Raw genomic sequence first — 16,391 nt, 5'->3', positions numbered from 1 at the left:
CGTTGGGGCAGGTTTCAGCACATGACGCGGTCGCCGAGCAGGACGCACGCACCTACGAGGTGCGCACCTACGGCTGCCAGATGAATGTGCACGACTCCGAACGACTTTCGGGCCTGCTCGAAGACGCCGGGTACGTGAAAGCCGACACCGGCGACACCGCCGACCTGGTCGTTTTCAATACCTGCGCGGTCCGCGAGAACGCCGACAACAAGCTCTACGGCACGCTCAGTCATCTCGCGCCGATCAAGGCCGAACGCCCTGGCATGCAGATCGCGGTGGGTGGCTGTCTCGCGCAGAAGGACCGCGACACCGTCGTCAAGAAGGCGCCGTACGTGGACGTGGTGTTCGGCACGCACAACATCGGCTCACTGCCGGTGCTGCTCGAGCGTGCCCGGCACAATGAAGAAGCCCAGGTCGAGATCATCGAATCGTTGGAGGCGTTCCCCTCCACGCTGCCCGCCAAGCGCGAATCCGCGTATGCCGGATGGGTGTCGATCTCGGTGGGCTGCAACAACACCTGCACGTTCTGCATCGTGCCGGCGCTGCGCGGTAAAGAGGTCGATCGACGGCCCGGCGATGTGCTCGCCGAGGTGCAGGCACTGGTCGATCAGGGCGTTATGGAGGTGACGCTGCTCGGGCAGAACGTCAATGCCTACGGTGTCTCCTTCGCCGATCCCTCCGAGGAGCGTGATCGCGGGGCGTTCGCGAAACTGCTGCGCGCCTGCGGTGCGATCGAGGGTCTCGAGCGGGTGCGGTTCACGTCCCCGCATCCCGCAGAATTCACCGATGACGTCATCGAGGCGATGGCTGAAACACCCAATGTTTGCCCGCAGTTACATATGCCGCTGCAATCCGGCTCGGACCGGGTGCTCAAAGCCATGAAGCGCTCGTACCGCAGCACCAAATTCCTCGGCATCATCGAGAAGGTGCGCGCCGTAATGCCACACGCGGCCATCACCACCGACATCATTGTCGGCTTCCCGGGTGAGACCGAGGAGGATTTCCAGGCCACCCTGGATGTGGTGCGAAAGGCGCGTTTCACCAGCGCCTACACCTTCCAGTACTCCATCCGCCCCGGCACGCCCGCCGCGGAGATGCCCGATCAGCTGCCCAAGGAAGTGGTGCAGGAGCGCTATATGCGACTCATCGCACTGCAGGAGCAGGTCTCGCTGGAAGCCAATCAGGAACTCATCGGCACCACCGTCGAACTGCTGGTCGCGGAGGGGGCGGGCAAGAAGAACGCCGTCACCGCCCGGATGAGCGGTCGCGCACGTGACGGTCGCCTGGTGCACTTCCGGCCGCCGGCGGACCTGCCCGCGGGCTCGGAAATCCGGCCGGGTGACATTGTCACCGTCGCGGTCACCGAGGCCGCGCCGCATCACCTCATTGCCGACGCACCTGTGCAATCCCATCGCCGCACCGCCGCCGGCGACGCCCACGAACGCGGCATCACGCCCAAAACCGCTCCCATCGGCGTCGGCCTCGGTCTCCCCAGCATCGGCAAGCCTCTCGTCGTCGAAACCGCCGCAGCGGGCTGCGGTTCCGAATGCGGCGCGTGATCCGACACCGCGTAGTAGCCGGATTTCGGGCCGGGGCATGATGGGGCGACACCACTCCCGCATGACTCAGGATCACCACAAATGACCGAGCAGCAGTCCAATGGCCCCGACGACTCCCGCGATTCTCGCGGCCCCGCTCCGGATCCCGGCGCGGCGGGTGACTCGGCCGCGCGTCAGTCCGATGATGTCGCTGGGATGGGCTCGGCGCGTGAACCTTCCAGCGGCTCAGTGTCAGACCCAGACGCGAACGGCGATTCCGCCGCGAATGGGCAGGGCGCCACGCCCGCACCGGCCGGAGCTCGGGAGCAGGCGGAAGATTCAGCCGCACAATCAGATTCGGCGCGCGATGACGTGCCCGAGGCGAATGAGGAGACCATGAAGTCGGCCGAGGAAAGTCAGGACTTCGAGCAGTTCCGGGCCGATCTGGAGGCCGTCGAGCGCAAGATCGCGGGCGAGATCGATCCCGGCGCGCGCGCCATGGTGGTCGCCGGTGCGGTCTTCCTGCTGCTGTTCTCGCTGGTGCTGCCGCATGCGGGCACGGCACGCGGATTCGACGTGATCATGTATGACGCGGCCGCCAAGGCCGAGCACATCGGATTGCCGTCGCGGGTCTTCGAATGGTTCGTCGTGGTCTTCGGTATCGGCTTCTCACTGCTCGCGCTGGTCACCCGGCGCTGGGTGCTGGCCTGGATCGCGGTCGCCGGATCGGCCATCGGCAGCGTCTTCGGCGTCTTCTCCATCTGGCATCGGAACACCCCGGGCCTGGGCAACTATCACGGCGCGGGACCGGGCGCGGGCCTGATCCTGGCCACCGTCGCGATCATGGTGCTGACCTTCCACTGGATTCGCGTGGTCTGGAGCCGCACCTCGGTGCAGCTGGCCGCCGAGGAACAGCGCCGGATCGCCGCCGCCGAAGCCGAGGAACGCGACCGCCGCCGTCTCTTCGGCGACAAGTAGCTTCCCGCGAGCCCGGCGGCAACCCGATGTGGTTGCCGCCGGGCCGCTTTCGTTCTCGGAGCTATACCCGGGCTCGCTCCCGCGCGAGGGCGCGGTCCCGCTGCTCCTCGAATCGGGGGATCTTCACCTGCTCCAAATCCGTGAGGAAGGCCGCCAGCCGTTCCCGCGCCTGCTCGCCACGCGGGCCGAAATCATTGCGCCCGAAGATATTCCACTGCCGGATCACCGGCATGAGTACCTCCTCGAGATGCTGGCGTAGATCGTAGACGCCGTGCTTGGCCATCAATACGCCGTGCCGCCGGAAATTGGGCATACCGGTGCCGGGCATCCGGAAATTCTCGACAATCAGATCGATGGCGTCGATCGCCTGATCCGGCACCAATTCCAGTGCCGCACCGCACATCGCGCGATAGAAGATCATGTGCAGGTTCTCGTCGAGGGCGATGCGTTGCAGCATGCGCTCCGCGATCGGATCGTCGCAGATCTTCGCGGTATTGCGATGGCTGATCCGGGTGGCGAGCTCCTGGAAGCTCACATAGGCGACCGAGAACAGGAATCCGGAGTGGTCGGCGCCGGGTGCCTGTTCGGGTAGCGGCGCGAATCCGTTGGTCATGTGGATCATTCGGTCGTTCTCCAGCGCGACCGGATCGACGCCGCGAGTCACGACCAGGTAATCGCGAATGGCGATACTGTGCCGGTTCTCCTCCGCGGTCCAGCGCCCGACCCAGGATCCCCACGCGCCGTCCTGGGAGAAGTTCTCGGCGATCTCCCGGTGATAGGAGGGCAGGTTGTCCTCGGTGAGCAGATTGGTGATCAACGCGGCCTTGGCGACCTCGGACAATTTGGATTGCGATGGATCCCAGTCGTCGCCGCCGAGCATTGCGAAGTTACGGCCCTCATCCCAGGGGATGTAATCGTGCGGATGCCAATCCTTGAATACCGACAGGTGCCGATCGAGAGCCTGTCCTGCGATCGGCTCGAGTTCGGTGAGAATCTCCCGCTGCGTCAGATCCCGTGGCAATGTCGTTGTCCGCCTTTCCGCTTGGCTGAATCGGCCGTTCGTGAATGCAGTCAATACGCTGCTTGCCGTTCAGATTTCGCAGTAGGGCCGAAGGTCCCCAGCGTCAGTGCGTCACGTCATAGACCGAAGTCCATCCTGTTTTCGGACGCGGCCAGAATGTAGGCGCCGAGCAGGTCGTATTCCGGGGCATCGACGCCATCGTCGAGTGGGACCGACACCGCGACCGTGCCCTCCTCCTCGCCGACAAACAACGCCGGATCATTGCAGTCGGCGAAACCGATGGCATCGATCCCGGCGAAGGCCGCGCCACCACACCAACCATGGTCCGCGACAACGAGATCCGGCAGCGCCGCACCCGCCTGCTCCAATGCCGCCAGCACCAGCCGGATCGGCCGATCGGAGTGCGTATGCACCGATCCGCCCGCATCCCCGAGCGTCGCGACCCCCAGAAAGGAGTCGACCTCGAGCCGCTGCCACCCGTGCCGGGTATACCCGTCGTATCCCGAACCCGCCCCGACCTCGACCACCGTCCCTCCGGCCTCGGTCAACGCCGCCGCAAGCCGCTGATAAAGCCGAGCCAAAGTCCGCGGATGCCCGGTCGCGAACAGCACCCGCTGCTTCTCCCGCAATGCCTTGTCGAACCGCGCCGCATACCGATCCAGCGCCGCCACAGTCAGTTCCGGATCAATGGTGTCCACCCCGTGCCGAAAACTCGCCCGCGGATCCACCCCGACTTTCTGCGCCATCAACTCCAAAATCGCATCCTGATCCCACCCCCGCCCGGGATTCAACCCGAACATGTAATCCGGATCCCGATAAGCCAACCGCTGATAGTGATCCAAATTGTTCTCCCGAGGCGTAGCCACCTGCCCCGCCATCCCCGTCGCCAGCAAATGCGCGACAACCTCTTCCCGAGTAGGTCCCATACCCCACCCTAACCACACCCCGCCGCCCGCCGCCCCGTTCCCCTTGCCCCCCAACACAATCCACCCACCCCGAACGCACCCACCTCGAACCCACCCGACCTCGCCCGCCCCCGAGCCAACCCTTTGAACCTCGGCTACCCATCCCGCTGACACCGCGCCCGCTCTCCACCTACCGACCGGCAGGGCATTCACTACGTGCATGTAACTACGCAGGGGTCTACTCGGCGTTTGCCGGCGTCATTACATGCATGCGGATGGGAATGGGAGGAATCTGGCAGTGGGGCGGTCAGGAGTGGCCGCGATGGCGACAAAACCGGCATGGCAATCGGGCGAATCCGGCGCGGCGCACCAGGATTCACCTACCGACCGGCAGGGTGCCTGCCGAGTGTGCGGTTATGGCGGGCGAGTGTGCAGCTGTGGCGGGGAAAAGGACAAAACACCGCCGTGAGTGCACACTCGGCATATCGGTTGGGGCATCACGGGTATGCCCTGGGATCGGATCGCGGTTCGGGGCCGCCCAATGCGGCGACGGTTGCATTTTGTGCCTGCGATTTCCGTGGCAAAGCAGGTATCGCTGGGCGCGTCGCCTGCCGTACCCGACCTGAGCTACCGGACTACGCCCGGATCGTCCCGTTTTCGACGGGAGGACTGGCCGTGGTTGCCTTCTCGAGCCAAAGACTAAAGACAAAGACACCAAAACAGACCCTCGCGGGGTTGGACGATTGATCACCGGGAACTGACCGAGGCGACACGCCGTGGGTGGCCACGGTGAGTTCCCGGTGAGCGCACGTCCAGGTCGGGGTGGGGTTTTTGTCCTGTTTTTTCTCGTCTTGTTTCTTTTGGTCTTGTTCTTTGAAGCTCTTGCTCGCCTCGGGCGGGTCAGCGTTGGCTGACCGCGCCTTCGGCGGCCTCTGCCCATTCACGCCACTGCTTCGCCTGCTCCAATGCCTTCTCCGCGTCCCGGGTCTTCCCCGCGGCCTGAGCCTTTGCGGCTTGTTCCTCGAACTGGGCGACTCTCTCGCGGAATTGTGCCGCGCGGGCCATGGCTTCGGGGTCGCTGCGGCGCCATTGGGCGTCTACCGCGTCGCGGACTCGCTTTTCGACTGCGCGGAGGCGGGCTTCCAGGTCGTGGATGCGTTCGCGGGGGACCTTGCCGATGGCGTCCCATTTTTCTTGGAGGTCGCGCAGGGCTGCTCGGGCGGCGTCGAGATTGGTTTCGGGGTTGAGGTTTTCGTAGTGGAGGAGGAGTTCTTCCTTGGCGGTGGCGTTCTCTTCGAATTCGGCGTCGCGTTCGGAGGCCGCGGAGTTGCGGGCTGCGAAGAAGACGTCTTGGGCGGATTTGAAGCGTTTCCAGAGTTGTTCGTCGGCTTCGCGGGGGGCGCGTCCGGCTGCTTTCCAGTCGGCGAGCAGGTCGCGGAAGAGGGCGGCGGTGCCTGCCCAGTCGGTGGATCCGGCGAGTTCCTCGGCGCGGACGCAGAGCTCTTCCTTGTGGGTTTTCGCTGATGCGCGTTCGCGATCCAGTTCGGCGAAGTGTGCGCCGCGACGGCGGTTGAATGCCTCGCGGGCCTTGGAGAAGCGCCGCCACAGTGCATCGTCGACCTTGCGGTCCACTCCGCGGATGGTCTTCCATTCGTCGAGGATTTCCCGGAGGCGGTCGCCCGCGACCTTCCACTGGGTGGACTCGGTGGCGATGTGTTCGGCCTCGGCGGCGAGGGCTTCTTTGCGCTCGGTTTGCTCGTGCCGGGAGCGTTCCTTCTCTTCCTTGGCGTGTGCTGCCGCCTCGTCGGAGTGCTCGATAATGGCTTTCAGCCGCTGGGTGAGTTCGTCGATATCGCCGATTACGGCGGCTTCGGGCAATGTTTCGGCAAGCGCGGTGGCGGCGGTTTTCGTCTTGCGGGCGTCGGTGCCGGCGGCGAGCCGGGCTTCGAGCAAGGCCACCTCGGTGGCCAGATCGTCGAAGCGGCGGCCGAAGTGGGCCAGGCCCTCGGCGGCGTCACCGGCTTGCCAGGAGCCGATGACGCGTTCGCCCTCGGTGGTCTTGACCCAGGCCGTGCCGTCTTCGTCGACTCGTCCCCACTGGCTGGGGTCGCTCGCGCTCGGGACCACCATCTGATGCGGGTGCTGGGCCGCCGGGCCGGGAGTGGGCTTGACGGCGTGTGGTTTGGGGGCTCCCGGTTTGCGCGGTGCGGGCCCCGGGCGGGGTCCGGCGGCGGTGGCCGGTGACGGACGCTGGGCGGCGCCGGGCTGGGGCGTCGAGGTCGGTTCCGACTGGGTCGCCTTCTCGTTTCCGCTGTTGTCGCTCATAGCTCCTCGTCCCTGCCGCGCGTCACGGCTGCCTGGTTACGCCCTAGCTCATCGGTCTAGCTCATCCCATTCAACCAGGCTGGGATGCGAAATGCTGTCTTTGAGGCCACCTCCGTGGCGCGGCGACTCAGGTGGGGTGGGGCTGGTGAGGCACGGTAGCGCTACGGTTGACGGCGTGTTCTGTGTTGCGTCGCTGGTTCCCTCACCGCCCGCCCTGGTGCCCGAGCTGGGGGGTGCGGCAGGCGCGGCGGCCGACAGTGCCGTGACGGTGTTGCGCGGCGCGGTCTTGAAAGCCGTCGGAGAGCTGGCCGGCCAGGCGAAACGCTGGATTGTGGTCGGCGTGGCGGAGTCGGACGGTGTCTTCGATGCGGAGACGGCGGGCACATTCCAGGGATACGGCGTGGATGTGCGAATCGGTTTGTCCGAGTCCGCGAATCTGGAGAATCCCGATCGGGGATTGCCCTTGCCGGTGCTGATCGGCGGCTGGTTGCGCGAGCAGGTCGCCCCGGATGTGGTGGCGGTGGCGCGTCTGGTCGCCGCGGACGCATCCGCGCAGGAGTGCCTGGCGTACGGCGCGCGGTTGCGTGCCGAGCTGGATTCGGCAACCGACCGGTATGGCGTATTGGTTGTCGGCGACGGTGCGGCAACCCTTTCCCTCAAGGCTCCGCGCTACCTCGACGAGCGGGCGGAGGCCGTCCAAGCCGAGATCGATCGCGCGCTGTCGTCGGGCGACCGGACCGCTATCGCGGACCTGGACCAAAAGCTATGTGCCGAACTGGATGTCGCGGGCCGCCCCGCCTTCCAGGTCCTGGCCGGACTCTTCACTGCGGAGCGCACCGACCCTCGAGTCGAAACCCTCTATGCCGCAGCCCCATTCGGTGTCGCCTACCATGTGAGCGTCTGGTATCCGGGCGCCGCGGCATGATCACTCCGATTGCCGTCGTAGGCCCCACCGCCACCGGAAAGTCCGATCTGGCACTGGATCTGGCCGAACGACTACACGGTGAGATCGTGAATATCGACGCCATGCAGCTCTACCGCGGCATGGATGTCGGCACCGCCAAGCTCAACCTGGAAGAGCGTCGCGGTATCCCACATCATCAGCTCGATGTCCTGGACGTCACCGAAACCGCCACCGTCGCCTCGTATCAAAGCGCCGCCCGCGCCGATGTCGAGGCGATCATGGCACGCGGTCACACCCCGGTCATCGTTGGCGGCTCCATGATGTATGTCCAAGCGCTGCTTGACGATTGGGATTTCCCTGCCACCGATCCGCAGATCCGCGGCAAATGGGAGACCCTGCTCGAAGAGCGTGGCGTCGTCATCGTGCACGAGGCGTTGAAGGCCGCCGATCCGGTCGCCGCCGCCACCATTCTCCCGACCGACGGCCGCCGCATGGTCCGCGCCCTCGAGGTGGTCGAGCTGACCGGAAAACCCTTCGCCGCTTCCGCCCCGCAGATCGGCGAACCCCGCTGGGGCACAGTCATTATCGGTGTCGATCGCGAGACCACTGCCCTGGACGCCCGCATCCAACTCCGCACCGCGAAGATGTTCGATTCCGGCCTCGTCGACGAGGTGCACACCCTCATCGCCCAGGGTCTTCGTGATGGCCAAACCGCCCGCCGCGCAATCGGATACGCGCAGGTCCTGGATTACCTGGACGGCGAATACGACCTGTCCGAAGCGCAGGAACGCACCTTCATCGGCACCCGCCGCTATGTCCGCCGTCAACGTTCCTGGTTCCGCCGCGATCAGCGAGTGCACTGGGTGGATGGTGCCGACCCGCACCTGACCGAGACCGCACTGACCCTGGTCAAGCACTGAGACCGTCAACCTCCAGCTTCACCAGGTCGGTGAGAACCTTTTCATGCCAGTCGATTTCGGTCTGAATTCGCATCCGGGCATGGTCGAGGATCAGGTCATCGGCACTGCTCTGGTCCGGCCAGCGGCGGTCGGCCTGATGCTCTATCCGGGAGCCGCGGGCGCGCAGCGCGGCCAGCCGGTCTTCGATATACCCGCGTAGTAGTTCCCGGTCGAGATCGCCGCAGACCGCCAGGGCCAGATCGACCGGGTCGGGTCGAATATCGACTTCGGTGAACGCCTCGTCCCGCAGCGCCATGAGTTCGCGCCGCCCCTCATCGGTGATCTCGTAGACGGTGCGCGCGGGCAGCGAGCCTTCCTGTTCGGTGCGCAGTGGCCGAATGAGCCCCTCGTCCTCCATGCGGTGCAGGGCGCTATACAGCGATCCGGGTTTCACCCGCGACCACAGATCGGCGCGATCCAGCCGCGCGTCCCGCCGCAGTTGATGTCCGTGCATCGCACCACTTTTGGCCAATGCGGCAAGCACGAACAGCCGAGTCTCATTCACAGACCTAGTCTGCCAGGACTACTCTGATTTGAGTACCCTCAGAAGTATGTCCGCTCGACCGATCCTGATTGCCGGTGATCCGCGACTGGCCGAAAAGGCCACGCCCGTCACCGTTTTCGACAGTGAACTCGCCGACTTCATCGGCGATCTCTTCGACACCAATACCGCCGCAACGGGCGCGGGCTTGGCGGCCAACCAGATCGGCGATCCGCGCGCGATATTCGTCTACGACCTGCGCAATGAGGCCGGGGTCCGCCGCCGCGGCCACATCATCAACCCAGTGTTGGAGACATCGGAGGTCCCCGAGACCATGCCCGATCCGGAGGACGATCTCGAAGGCTGTCTCTCGGTACCGGGGGAGTGGTTCCCCACCGGCCGCGCGGACTGGGCGCGGGTGACCGGCGTGGACAGCACCGGCGCGGCGGTCATGGCCGAAGGGACCGGCTACTTCGCACGCTGTCTGCAGCACGAGACCGACCACCTCGAAGGGCACCTGTACCTGCACCGTCTCATCGGCAGGAATCAGCGGGCAGCGCGCCGCATGATCAAGGACCGGCTGTGGAATCGACCGGGAAACTCCTGGCTGCCGGACGCGTCCGCGAGTGCATGAAACCAGTTCCGCCATAGTGTGATTCGGCAGCCGTCGAGTGGGCGTGACCGGTATGCGCAACCAGTTCTCACACCGGCCGATCCGGTAATGATCGAATGGGCGCGCGGCTCACATGCGATGGCGACGCGCCACAGCGAAGTCCTTTATGGCGGGTATTCGCGCTACGTTGCTTGGGTGACGCGCCGGGCGAATACTCGCAATGCATCGGTTCAGGAGTGGCAGGCATATCTGAACAATCGGGCCAGACGTCTTCGCGACAATAGATTTCTGGTGCACGGTATGCGGCCGATCGCCCGGGCTCTCGAATGCCGTTGGCCGCTGGAGACTCTCGTCTATCGGCTGGGCGCGCCGGAGCCGTCGGAGTGGGCGCGGCACGTACTCGAATCCAGTGGGGTGCCGAGCGTCGGCCTGGTGCCGGAGGTGATGGCCGAGCTCGCCGAACCGTCCGAACCGACGCCGGAGTTGGTGGCGGTGGCGGTGTCGCGCCGGATGGAGATCGATGATTTCGCGCCGGGCACTCCGGAGCAGCCGCCGACCGTGGTGGTCATCGACCGGCCGAGCTCACCCGCGCGACTGGGTGCTTTGATCCGCTCGGCCGCGGCTTTCGGCGCGAGTGGGGTCATTGTGACCGGTTCCGGTGCGGACCATTACGACCCGCAGAGCGTGCGTGCCTCCGATGGCGCGCTCTTCGCGGTCCCGGTGCTGCGTGCCTCCGGTCCCGCGCAGGTGATCGCGTTTCGGGACCGGCAGCGGGCGCGGGGGATCGGGACCCGTATCGTCGGCAGTGACGATCATGGCGGGATCGCTCTCGACGAGTTCGAGTTCGGCGCTGCCACCGTGCTGGTCATAGGTGATGAAAGTGAGATGCTCGCCCCCGCCTGGCAGCAGGTGTGCGATGAGCTGGTCTGCGTTCCGACCGACGGTTCCCTCGGGTCCCCGTCGGCCGCGGCGGTGGCCCTGTACGAGATTTCCCGGCAGCGCCGGGCGTTGCGCTGACAACTCGGGTGTTGGGTGAGGACGAAATGGTGAATGAGAACGTGGCTGATATCGACTTCAGTAAAGGCCATGGCACGCAGAACGATTTCGTCGTGCTGCCGGATCCCGATGCCTGGCTGGATCTGACCGAATCACGCGTGACGGCGCTGTGCGACCGGCAGCGCGGAATCGGCGCCGATGGTGTGCTGCGTGTTGCCCGAGCCGGTGCGCTCATCGAAAACGCAACTCTCCCATCACTTCCCGAGGGCGTGAGCCTGGAAGACTGGTTCATGGACTACCGCAATGCCGACGGCTCCATCGCGGAGATGTGCGGCAACGGCGTGCGCGTCTTCGCCCACTATCTGGTCGCCATGGGCCTGGAAGCCACGAACGAATTCGTCGTCGGCAGCCGCGCCGGAGCCCGCCCGGTGATCGTGCACCACGCCGATCCGGTACACGGTGAAGTCACCGTCGCGATGGGCAAGGTCCGCACCCTGGGCGAGTCGACCGCGACCCTGGACGGCCGCGAATTCACCGGCCTGGGCATCGACGTCGGCAACCCGCACCTGGCCTGCGTGGTTCCCGCCCTCACCCACGAGGAACTGTTCGACCTGGACCTCACCCACGCCCCGTCCTTCGACCACACCCTGTTCCCGAACGGCGTGAACGTAGAAATCCTCACCGCCCTCGGCGTCGCCTCCGACGGCAACCGCGGCGTCGATATGCGCGTCTACGAACGCGGCGTAGGCGAAACCCGTTCCTGCGGAACAGGAACCGTCGCGGCCGCCGCCGCAGCCCTGGCCGCCGACGGCTTCGACCTCGCCACCGACACCGGCCACATCCAGGTCCACATCCCCGGCGGAACCGTCACCGTCGGCATCGACCACGGCACGGCCACTCTGCGCGGCCCGTCGGAATTGGTGGCCATCGGCAAGATCGCCGCCAAGTGGTGGCAGGACGCCTGAAAATAGCCCGGCGAAATAACCGAATGCGCTGTTCCGTTGGTCCGTGGGACTATGGAGGCGTATGAGTAAACAAGAGACGTACGAGTTCACTCCCGCTGAGGAGAACACCGACGACGCCGAGACCGGTTGGTCCGCGTCGCCGACCGTCGGTGAGTTGCAGCTGGAGGAGCGCGCCGCACTGCGCCGCACCGCCGGCCTGTCCACCGAGCTCGAGGACATCACCGAGGTCGAGTACCGGCAGCTGCGCCTGGAGCGCGTCGTGCTGGTCGGCGTCTGGACCGAGGGCACGACCGCCCAGGTCGAGGCCCGCATGGCCGAGCTGGCCGCGCTCGCCGAGACCGCCGGTTCGGAGGTCATGGATTCGCTGATCCAGCGCCGGGACAAGCCGGACAAGGCCACCTACATCGGCTCCGGTAAAACCGAGGAGCTGCGTGCCATGGTCCTCGAGACCGGCGCCGACACGGTCATCCTCGACGGTGAGTTGAGTCCCGCGCAGCTGACCGCGCTGGAGAAGATCGTCAAGGTGAAGGTCATCGACCGCACCGCCCTGATTCTGGACATCTTCGCCCAGCACGCGACCTCCCGTGAGGGCAAGGCGCAGGTCGCGCTCGCGCAGATGCAGTACATGATGCCGCGACTGCGCGGCTGGGGTGAGTCCATGTCCCGGCAGGCCGGTGGTCGTGCGGGCGCCAATGGTGGTGTGGGTACGCGTGGTCCCGGTGAAACCAAGATCGAGACCGATCGCCAGCGCATTCGCGAACGCATGGCCAAGCTGCGCCGCGAGATTCGTGAGATGAAGACCGCCCGTGATACCAAGCGGCACCGGCGCGTCTCCAGCGGTATCCCGCAGGTGGCGATTGTCGGCTACACGAACGCGGGCAAGTCGAGCCTGATGAACGCGCTCACCGGAGCCGGCCTCCTGGTCCAGGACGCACTCTTCGCGACCTTGGACCCGACTACCCGCAAGGCCGCGCTGGAGGATGGCCGCGAGGTCGTCTTCACCGACACCGTCGGTTTCGTGCGCCACCTCCCGACCCAGCTGGTCGAGGCATTCCGCTCCACCCTGGAAGAGGTGACCGGCGCGGACCTGCTGCTGCATGTGGTCGACGGCTCCGACGCCTTCCCGGACCAGCAGATCAAGGCCGTCCGCGAGGTCGTCACCGACGTTCTGCGCGAAACCAAAACCCCCGCCCCGCCGGAGTTGTTGGTAGTCAACAAGATCGATGCTCTGGACCCCATGCAGCTGACCCAGCTCCGCGGCTGGCTCCCCGACGCCGTCTTCGTCTCGGCCGCCACCGGCCAGGGCCTGGACGTCCTGCGCGAACGCCTGGACCAGGTCCTCGGTGGCCTGGTGGAGGTGAGCGTCCTACTGCCCTACACCCGAGGCGACCTGCTCGCCCGCATTCACGCCGACGGCCGCATCCTCACCTCCGACCACGAAGCAGATGGAACCCTGGTCCGCGCCAAGGTCCCGGTCTCCCTCGCGGGCCTACTCAGCCAGTACGCCCACGCCGGCATAGATGTGAACGCCGAGACAGAGACCGCGGCCGACTGATCAAGCAAACCCGCCGGCGGGCGAACCGCCGGTGGTTGGGCAGTCCCGCTGGGGCAGTCCCGCTGGGGCAATCCCGCTGGGGCAATCCCGCTGGTGGTTGGGCAGCCCCGCTGGTGGTGGGGCAGTCCTGCTGGCGGTCGGGCGGTCCTGCTGGTGGTGGGGCGGTCCTGCTGGCGGTCGGGCGGTCCTGCTGGCGGTGAGGTAGTCCTCGGGCCGCGGGGCAAGCCTGCCAGCCGTGGTGCGGAACCATTGGTGGCGGTAGGCGAAGCCGAGCCCCATTCATGGCGTAGCTCACCCGAGTACGGGGTCTTGGGGGCGCAGCCCCCAAGACCCAGCGTCAGCGCTCCCCCTCTCACCGGGGTGACTCGGTCCCTCCCCGGGAATTTCGTTAGCATGCCGCTATCGGAAATCTCTGCAGGGAGGGATGTCGTGTCTCCAAATGACACTCAATTGACCGAGACTCGGGGGCTCACCGACGGTGCCCCGTTGCACGTCGCGCTGACCGACATGGATCGTCGCGCCATCGAACTATTGGTGGCTCCGTCGCGCGCCTGGTTCAGTCCGCGTTTCTACGGTCTGGAGAATTTCCCGCTGGACGGCCCGGTGCTGCTGGTGGGTAATCACACGCTGGCGGGTGGCACCGATGCCCCGCTGCTGGCCGCGGAGATTCTGGCAAAACATGACCGGCTGGTGCGGGGCCTGGCCGAGAATGTGCTCATCGATGTGCCGGTGCTGCGGGATGCCTTGCAGCGCTTGGGAATTGTGCGCGGTAATCGGCACAACTGCATCACGCTGCTGGAGCAGGGCGAGGCGGTCGCGGTATTCCCGGGCGGTGGCCGGGAGGCGATGCGTGGCAAGGGGCAGAAGTATCAACTGCTGTGGGAGGGCCGAACCGGCTTCGCGCGCATGGCAATTGCCACCGGAGCGCCGATCGTTCCGATCGCCATGGTGGGCGGCGATGACATCTATGACATTGTCTTCGACGGTAATCACCCGGTCATGAGCCCGGTGCGCAAAATCGTCACGGGCCTGGGTTTGCGCGCGACCTTGACGCCGCCGCTGATTCGCGGTCTCGGTCCGACCCTGGTTCCCAAGCCGGAGCGTTTCTACTTCTCGGTCGGTACGCCGATCGATACCGGCGCGTGGCGTGATGCCGCCGATTCCGAGGCCGCCGCCCTGGAATTGCAGTCGGTGACCCGCAAGGCCCTGGAGGAGGAGCTGGCTTTCCTGCTCGCCGAGCGGGACCGCGATCGTGGCCGCAGTCTGCTGGGCCGCACCCTCTCCGGCCTCGGTCTCTGACCTTCCAGGTTTACCGGGGTTCAGCTGCTTCGATCTGGACTGTCAATGGAGACAGTCGCAGTTCGGACCACTTTTCCAGGGTTCGAAGTTAACCCTGATTCGACTTTCGAGTACCGTATGGTGCAGAGGCGATGTGCCGATGTGGTCACTCAGGAGGTTGGCGTGGAACGCACTATTTTCGAACCAGAACATGACCTGTTCCGGGAGTCGTTCCGAAAGTTTCTCGATCAGCACGTAGCCGCGCACCACGAGCAGTGGGAGCATGACGGCATTGTCGATCGCACGGTGTGGCTCGAGGCCGGCAAGCAGGGCTTCCTCGGTATGGCCGTGCCGGAGGAGTTCGGCGGCGGTGGCGTGAAGGACTTCCGCTACAACGCCGTGGTGACCGAAGAGGTCAGCTACGCAGGGTATTCGGGCCTGGGTTTCGGCCTGCACAATGACGTGATCGCACCCTACCTGCTGGACTTGGCGAATCAGGAGCAGAAGCAGCGCTGGCTGCCCGGCTTCTGTTCCGGCGAGATCATTACCGCCATTGCCATGACCGAGCCCGGCACCGGCTCTGATCTGCAGGGCATCAAGACCCGCGCGGTGAAGGACGGCGACGACTGGATCCTCAACGGCTCCAAGACTTTCATCACCAATGGCATCATTGCCGATATCGTCATCGTGGTCGCGCAGACCGATCCGGAGAAGGGCGCCATGGGCTTCTCGCTCCTGGTGGTCGAGCGCGGTATGCCCGGTTTCGAGCGCGGCCGCAATCTGGACAAGATCGGTTTGAAGGCGCAGGACACCGCCGAGCTCTCCTTCCAGGATGTGCGCGTCCCCGGGAAGAACCTGCTCGGTACCGAGGGTCAGGGTTTCGTCCACCTCATGCAGAACCTGCCGCAGGAGCGCCTGTCCATCGCCGTGATGGCCGCCGCCGCGATGGAGGGTTCGCTGAAGAACACCATCCAGTATGTGCGCGACCGCAAGGCGTTCGGCAAACCGATTGGCGCGCAGCAGAATACGCGTTTCGTGCTCGCCGAACTGGCCACCAAGACCACCGCCGTGCGCGTCTTCGTGGACCGTTGCATCGAGCTGCTGAACGCCGAGAAGCTCACGGTCGAAGAGGCCGCCATGGCCAAGTATTGGAGCACCGAGGAGCAGCTCGACCTCATCACCAAGTGCCTGCAGTTGCACGGCGGCTACGGCTACATGCGTGAGTACCCGATTGCCAAGGCGTACATGGACGCTCGCGTGCAGACCATCTACGGCGGCACCACCGAGATCATGAAGGAGATCATCGGCCGTTCCCTGAAACTGGCCTGACCCCAACGCTTCTCGAACCTCCGGCCGGTGACGCTCTCGTCACCGGCCGGAGGGGATTGCCGGTGGGTAAGGTGGGGTGATGGCATCGGTTTTGGGAATGTTCAATCGGCGGATGAATGGCGCGGTCATGGCATTGACCGAGATGCCCGTCATCGGCCCGTTCATGGCTCGCGGACTCGTGGTGATCACCTATACCGGCCGCCGGTCCGGCCGCTCGTTCAGTACCCCGGTGTCCTACGTGCGTTCCGGTGACACGATCAAGATCGGTGTCGCCATGCCGGACGGCAAGAAGTGGTGGCGCAACTTCCTCGATGCCGGCGGCCCGATCTCCTTGCACCTCAACGGTATCGACCGCAGCGGCCACGCCGTCGCCCGTCGTGACGCCAAGGGCCGCGTGACCGTCGAGGTGCGGCTGGACACGGCCGACTGACCGAGCATCTGCTGTGTGGCAGTCGCCGGCCCTGTTCCACCACACCCCGGGCCGGGCGTCGGACGCGCCGGGCGGACCGGAGCTCCCACCGGGGCCGGGCTCGGTACCGGACCA

The 16,391-nt window shown here is 65.7% G+C and carries 15 protein-coding genes; 11 read left to right on the top strand and 4 right to left on the bottom strand.

Going from position 1 to position 16,391, the window contains the following annotated elements; genetic code table 11:
• The first annotated feature begins 2 nt into the window (after positions 1–2).
• Positions 3–1,559, top strand: a complete 1,557-nt coding sequence (gene miaB / locus GFY24_RS20340) for a tRNA (N6-isopentenyl adenosine(37)-C2)-methylthiotransferase MiaB (RefSeq protein ID WP_153806731.1) — start codon at positions 3–5, stop codon at positions 1,557–1,559.
• A 375-nt stretch (positions 1,560–1,934) separates the two neighbouring features.
• On the top strand, positions 1,935–2,516 hold the full coding sequence (locus tag GFY24_RS20335; protein WP_153806730.1) for a hypothetical protein: 582 nt from the start codon (positions 1,935–1,937) through the stop codon (positions 2,514–2,516).
• A 61-nt stretch (positions 2,517–2,577) separates the two neighbouring features.
• On the opposite strand, the gene GFY24_RS20330 is transcribed toward GFY24_RS20335, so the two are convergent.
• The 3 genes from GFY24_RS20330 to GFY24_RS20320 form a co-directional block, all read right to left on the bottom strand.
• A complete protein-coding gene (locus GFY24_RS20330; RefSeq protein WP_153806640.1) occupies positions 2,578–3,537 on the bottom strand; it encodes an acyl-ACP desaturase in 960 nt (319 codons plus the stop codon).
• 116 nt (positions 3,538–3,653) lie between these two features.
• Positions 3,654–4,463 (bottom strand): phosphatase, encoded by an 810-nt coding sequence (locus GFY24_RS20325; protein ID WP_153806639.1) that lies wholly within the window; start codon positions 4,461–4,463, stop codon positions 3,654–3,656.
• 879 nt (positions 4,464–5,342) lie between these two features.
• Positions 5,343–6,767 (bottom strand): DUF349 domain-containing protein, encoded by a 1,425-nt coding sequence (locus GFY24_RS20320; protein ID WP_153806638.1) that lies wholly within the window; start codon positions 6,765–6,767, stop codon positions 5,343–5,345.
• 175 nt (positions 6,768–6,942) lie between these two features.
• On the opposite strand from GFY24_RS20320, the gene GFY24_RS20315 reads away from it, so the two are divergent.
• Both GFY24_RS20315 and miaA read left to right on the top strand, forming a co-directional pair.
• Positions 6,943–7,692 carry a hypothetical protein gene (locus GFY24_RS20315; RefSeq protein WP_309231085.1) on the top strand — a complete coding sequence of 250 codons (750 nt, stop codon included), beginning with the start codon at positions 6,943–6,945 and terminating at the stop codon, positions 7,690–7,692.
• Positions 7,689–8,591, top strand: a complete 903-nt coding sequence (gene miaA / locus GFY24_RS20310) for a tRNA (adenosine(37)-N6)-dimethylallyltransferase MiaA (protein WP_153806637.1) — start codon at positions 7,689–7,691, stop codon at positions 8,589–8,591. Before GFY24_RS20315 ends, miaA begins: the two co-directional genes overlap by 4 nt.
• On the opposite strand, the gene GFY24_RS20305 is transcribed toward miaA, so the two are convergent.
• Positions 8,581–9,135: a PadR family transcriptional regulator gene (locus tag GFY24_RS20305; RefSeq protein WP_309231084.1), complete on the bottom strand. Its 555-nt coding sequence runs from the start codon at positions 9,133–9,135 to the stop codon at positions 8,581–8,583. The genes miaA and GFY24_RS20305 overlap by 11 nt on opposite strands.
• A 46-nt stretch (positions 9,136–9,181) precedes the next feature.
• On the opposite strand from GFY24_RS20305, the gene GFY24_RS20300 reads away from it, so the two are divergent.
• The 7 genes from GFY24_RS20300 (at position 9,182) to GFY24_RS20270 (ending at position 16,277) form a co-directional block, all read left to right on the top strand.
• Positions 9,182–9,745: a peptide deformylase gene (locus GFY24_RS20300; RefSeq protein ID WP_153806636.1), complete on the top strand. Its 564-nt coding sequence runs from the start codon at positions 9,182–9,184 to the stop codon at positions 9,743–9,745.
• 174 nt (positions 9,746–9,919) lie between these two features.
• On the top strand, positions 9,920–10,741 hold the full coding sequence (locus GFY24_RS20295; protein WP_309231083.1) for a TrmH family RNA methyltransferase: 822 nt from the start codon (positions 9,920–9,922) through the stop codon (positions 10,739–10,741).
• A gap of 26 nt (positions 10,742–10,767) precedes the next feature.
• A complete protein-coding gene (gene dapF / locus GFY24_RS20290; RefSeq protein WP_153806635.1) occupies positions 10,768–11,685 on the top strand; it encodes a diaminopimelate epimerase in 918 nt (305 codons plus the stop codon).
• A 61-nt stretch (positions 11,686–11,746) separates the two neighbouring features.
• The gene (hflX, locus tag GFY24_RS20285) at positions 11,747–13,240 is read left to right on the top strand and encodes a GTPase HflX (RefSeq protein WP_153806634.1); all 1,494 of its coding nucleotides are present in this window, start codon (positions 11,747–11,749) and stop codon (positions 13,238–13,240) included.
• A gap of 450 nt (positions 13,241–13,690) precedes the next feature.
• The gene (locus GFY24_RS20280) at positions 13,691–14,539 is read left to right on the top strand and encodes a lysophospholipid acyltransferase family protein (protein WP_228566472.1); all 849 of its coding nucleotides are present in this window, start codon (positions 13,691–13,693) and stop codon (positions 14,537–14,539) included.
• A gap of 162 nt (positions 14,540–14,701) precedes the next feature.
• On the top strand, positions 14,702–15,847 hold the full coding sequence (locus tag GFY24_RS20275) for an acyl-CoA dehydrogenase family protein (protein WP_309231082.1): 1,146 nt from the start codon (positions 14,702–14,704) through the stop codon (positions 15,845–15,847).
• A 79-nt stretch (positions 15,848–15,926) separates the two neighbouring features.
• Positions 15,927–16,277: a nitroreductase/quinone reductase family protein gene (locus tag GFY24_RS20270; protein WP_153806631.1), complete on the top strand. Its 351-nt coding sequence runs from the start codon at positions 15,927–15,929 to the stop codon at positions 16,275–16,277.
• Positions 16,278–16,391 lie beyond the last annotated feature (114 nt).

This window comes from Nocardia sp. SYP-A9097 (assembly GCF_009649815.1).
Lineage (GTDB): Bacteria > Actinomycetota > Actinomycetes > Mycobacteriales > Mycobacteriaceae > Nocardia.
The sequence above is the reverse complement of the archived record's forward strand: the minus strand, read 5'-3'. Positions and strand labels throughout refer to the sequence as shown.